Consider the following 4,067-nt stretch of genomic DNA (forward strand, 5'->3'; position numbering starts at 1 on the left):
TGGAGAAATCTAATCGGTATGTTATACCTGAGAGAAGAGTGAGGAGTTATCCAAGGGTTGTAAAAGGAAAACCTCAAAAATACCCAAGAAAAAGCCAGTCAATCTCTTAACTGACTGGCATTACTCAACATTGAGGGCTTTTTATATGTAATTTAGGCCATCATCGATGCACAATTCAAGAATTGTTTCAGATCATTTGAATCAAGTTAGTTAAATCTATTTCAAATCAATCTAACTAACTTAAAGCAGCCTACTTTGCATCAAATTGTGCAGATCCATTTCGTTTGGCTTTAAATTATTTGGTTTCAAGCAAGTTGACCTGATCAACTTGAACATCACTCATGATCTGACCATGATCAAGTAAGTGATTAAAATAGTTCTCGACGACTTTATATTGATCTGCTGTAGATTCAACTTTATACATATTTTGGCGGAATTCATTACTAGAGCGTAGACCCTTGGTGTACCAAGCAATATGTTTGCGTGAAATTCGACAACCTGAATATTCGCCATAAAAACCATATAATTCAGACAAGTGTCCAAGCAATACGTCACGGACTTCCATAATACTTGGCGCCGCCATATGCTCACCTGTCGTCAGGTAATGTCCTATTTCACGGAATATCCATGGGCGACCTTGAGCTGCACGACCAATCATGACTGCATCAGCACCAGTATAATCCAGTACATATTTGGCTTTTTCAGGTGTATCAATATCACCATTGGCAATCACAGGAATATTGATCAACGATTTCACATCTTTAATTAAGCTATAACGCGCCGTATTCAGATACATATCTTCACGTGTACGACCATGAAGCGCCAACGCAGCAATCCCAGCTTCTTCGGCACGCTTCGCAACGCGCATAATGTTTTCATGACCATTGAGATAGCCCAAACGGGTTTTTAAGGTCACAGGCACATCAACTGCTTCGACCACAGCATCTAAAATGCGGGCCACCAAATCTTCATCTTTGAGCAGCGCAGAACCTGCCAACTTATTACAAACTTTCTTCGCCGGACATCCCATATTAATGTCGACAATTTGTGCACCATTTGCCACTTGATAGCGAGCGGCTTCAGCCAGTTCAGCTGGATCTGATCCTGCAATTTGAGCTGAGATAGGTGCTATTTCACCATCAAAATTCGCACGATAAAGACTCTTTTTACTCATGCGTAAGGTCTTATCTGCCGTCATCATTTCACTGACAGCATGACCTGCGCCAAAGTATTTGCAAAGTGTACGAAATGGGCGATCTGTAACCCCTGCCATAGGTGCCACCCACAGTTTTCTCTCGATGGGACGATCGAATAATTCTTGAATGACATTGTTTTTACTCAAAATCTTTTAACCTCGTTTAACTTCGTTTAGTCGCTTCGTATTGACTTTTAATGCTCTTTAGTTGCAACCTATTTGCACCACGAAATTTCAATGTTGCAAATTTATAGGTACAGTCACTAAGCGACAAACAAAAGACGGTACAACTCGGTATAGAGCTCAAGTCCGCGTACAACTTCAAGGCTACCCAGAATTCAAGCAATCCAAAACATTTAGCTAAAAGTCTTTGGCTGATGAGTGGATTAAACGCGCAGAGGCAGAAATTGAATTGCACCCTGAAAAAATGTTGAACCCTGAGGTGCAACTTAAGCAAAAACACTCAGAGAATTCATATTTCAGTATTTGGATGAGGCGGACAGTTTTGCTAGGACAAAAACAGGAGCACTACAGCATATCGCTAGTTTAGATATTTCTGAAAAGAATATCTATTATTTAACGCGACAAGACTTTTCTGATTACGCCGCTTCTTATAAAAGTATTAATCTTTCTGAACCCCAGCATTCTCTGCATTAAATTCTAATGATATTTTCTCATATAGTTTACTTTCAGCTGCTTCTAAGCGAGCTTTTGCGTCAGCTAATGCTTTCGGGTAATAAAGATAGCTTTTCATATCTTTATCACAGCTATCCAGTTTTTTCTCACAATCACTATCATTCCTTTTGGCTTCTCTAGACTCTCTCATTATTCTGTTGTAATAATTTTTGGCTTCGTACCATTTAAATTCAATTACATTATGAGCATTTGATGGTTCATCTTTAGCATAGCAATTCACTGATGCTAGGAAGCAAATTGTTAGTCCGTTAATAATTTTGGTTAGATAATGCACTATTTATACTCATTAAATTGGATGTTATTGTAAATAGTAACGTAATCTAACCCACCTGCCATAGGTGCCACCCACAGTTTTCTCTCGATGGGACGATCGAATAATTCTTGAATGACAGGATGTTGACTCAATGTTTTAACCTCTAGCTATATTTAGCAAATGATGCCCGAACCACATTCGAAATCTTCCAAGCCACTTTTACAATGCTAAATTCAAATGTATGTTCGCAAAATCTGTTGAGCGTAAAAACGTTTCATGGCAATGATTATGCAATTGAATGATGACAATGAATATCAACATTGCTCAACGATTGAATTGAGGAATTTGAAGCTTCGGAATTGGACGGCAAATTTGCAATGCGATAGTTTAGTAATTCCAAACAAAAATTTCTACGCTTTTGCTTAAGAGTCGTTGAAACTTATGCATCAGCCATGTAGTTAACACACTATCGATTCAACATCAGACTTTCAGCAGATCTGCCTGTACAGGTGTTACTATAGAGGGATACTGCTAAAATCATTGAAAACTTAAATCTATAAATTCACATCAGTGAGTTGAACTTTATGAAAAAATTGAAAATTCTCTCTTTTATATTTTTCGCTACCATTCTTACTGCCTGCCAACAACCCAATGACGAGGTGGCTGCAGCTGAAAGCCAAAACGCTGATTTAACAACGGAACAAGCGACTCAACAATTTGAGCAGTCAGATGCGCAAATCAGTCAATACCTTGATGTTTTAGATGCCCCAAGCACATCTATCAAGGAAAAAACACAAGTCTTATGTCATGACTACCCTCATGAATATAAAACCAACTATATGCCTGCCATGCTCAAACTCGCAGCCCAAGACTATACTCAAGATAAAATGTTGAATGATTTGAAGATTGCACAGGACTATTACAAAGAAAAACTCAAAATTGAATGCCCTGCTGAATAACCTCCTTTTCATCATGGCGTCATAATTGAGCGCTAAATTGTTATTAAGCGAAAGTGTGTAAGTTTCGCTGTAATAACAACGTAAAATACACTTCCCGATTTATTCGGGTTTTTCTTTTTAAAGCCTTTCAAATAATAAACGACAATTTAAAGACACATATTATTTTGTGATAGACTTCAAACTATTGATTTATTTTGATAAGTTTTTCGTAAGTGTTCACAAGCTAGACACATAACAACCCATTTTAATTACACTTTTATCATGATTAATACATTAAGTTGTTTTTTCCAAAAAAATAGACTGAAGATTGAATCATGAAAACTTTAAACAAAGTACTTTTCGCTACACTTATCTCTGCTGCTGCTGCAACTACATTTGCTGCTGAAGAACAAAAAGTTGAAGCTGCTGCATCTGAAGCTCAAACAACTGAAGTTGCTCAAGATGCAACTGAAGCGGCTCCTGCTTCTGAAGCTGTTGCAAAATAATTGAGCAAAAATTTAAAAGCCCACAGATTGTGGGTTTTTAAATTCACAGACATTTTAGATCTGTCGCAGCTTTCAATGAATTTGATTTCAATTATTTAAAATATAAACGTTGAATTTGACGTGCCCGCCGGTTTAAACCCAATACTTTTTTTCTTTGTAAAATGTCTTCTTCACTAAATCCCAAGTGCTGGATTAATTCAGACATAGCTAAATCTGCATGTTCGATCAACACGGCATCTTGTTCAGTTGACCAAATCACGTTTGATACCTTTAATTTGTGCTGGCGTTTTAAATTTCTCATTTGCACAGTATAAAATACTTTAGACACATCAACAAAAAGCCCACCCGATGTGTAATGCCAGTCAGTTAAGCAAATTTTAGTAAAATGTAGTAAAAATGAGTGTATGTGAATACGCTCATTTTTTTATGTCTTTATCTGAACATTTAGAATCCACTCTTGAACATTCTCTCCCATCACT

The 4,067-nt window shown here is 37.2% G+C and carries 5 protein-coding genes and 1 pseudogene; 3 read left to right on the forward strand and 3 right to left on the reverse strand.

All coding sequences use genetic code 11. The features are described 5' to 3' along the window. Window positions 1–295: 295 nt before the first annotated feature. Window positions 296–1,342: a tRNA dihydrouridine synthase DusB gene (dusB, locus tag FTU83_RS16825; protein ID WP_180003824.1), complete on the reverse strand. Its 1,047-nt coding sequence runs from the start codon at window positions 1,340–1,342 to the stop codon at window positions 296–298. Between the two features lie 103 nt (window positions 1,343–1,445). On the opposite strand from dusB, the pseudogene FTU83_RS17555 reads away from it, so the two are divergent. Further along, window positions 1,446–1,801 (forward strand): annotated as a pseudogene (locus tag FTU83_RS17555) (site-specific integrase); the annotation flags it as partial. 16 nt (window positions 1,802–1,817) lie between these two features. On the opposite strand, the gene FTU83_RS16830 reads toward FTU83_RS17555, so the two are convergent. Further along, the gene (locus FTU83_RS16830; protein ID WP_180003822.1) at window positions 1,818–2,165 is read right to left on the reverse strand and encodes a hypothetical protein; all 348 of its coding nucleotides are present in this window, start codon (window positions 2,163–2,165) and stop codon (window positions 1,818–1,820) included. A gap of 563 nt (window positions 2,166–2,728) precedes the next feature. Between FTU83_RS16830 and FTU83_RS16835 the strand changes: the two genes are divergently transcribed. Together FTU83_RS16835 and FTU83_RS16840 are read left to right on the forward strand one after the other, a co-directional pair. Next, window positions 2,729–3,103: a hypothetical protein gene (locus FTU83_RS16835; protein ID WP_180003820.1), complete on the forward strand. Its 375-nt coding sequence runs from the start codon at window positions 2,729–2,731 to the stop codon at window positions 3,101–3,103. A gap of 314 nt (window positions 3,104–3,417) precedes the next feature. Beyond that, complete coding sequence (locus tag FTU83_RS16840; RefSeq protein ID WP_171262568.1) at window positions 3,418–3,588, forward strand: hypothetical protein; 171 nt, start codon at window positions 3,418–3,420, stop codon at window positions 3,586–3,588. Between the two features lie 91 nt (window positions 3,589–3,679). On the opposite strand, the gene FTU83_RS16845 is transcribed toward FTU83_RS16840, so the two are convergent. Further along, complete coding sequence (locus tag FTU83_RS16845; protein ID WP_373683444.1) at window positions 3,680–3,847, reverse strand: acyl-CoA thioesterase; 168 nt, start codon at window positions 3,845–3,847, stop codon at window positions 3,680–3,682. Window positions 3,848–4,067: the final 220 nt, after the last annotated feature.

Source organism: Acinetobacter sp. YH12152, from assembly GCF_013418285.1.
GTDB classification, from domain to species: Bacteria; Pseudomonadota; Gammaproteobacteria; order Pseudomonadales; family Moraxellaceae; genus Acinetobacter; species Acinetobacter amyesii.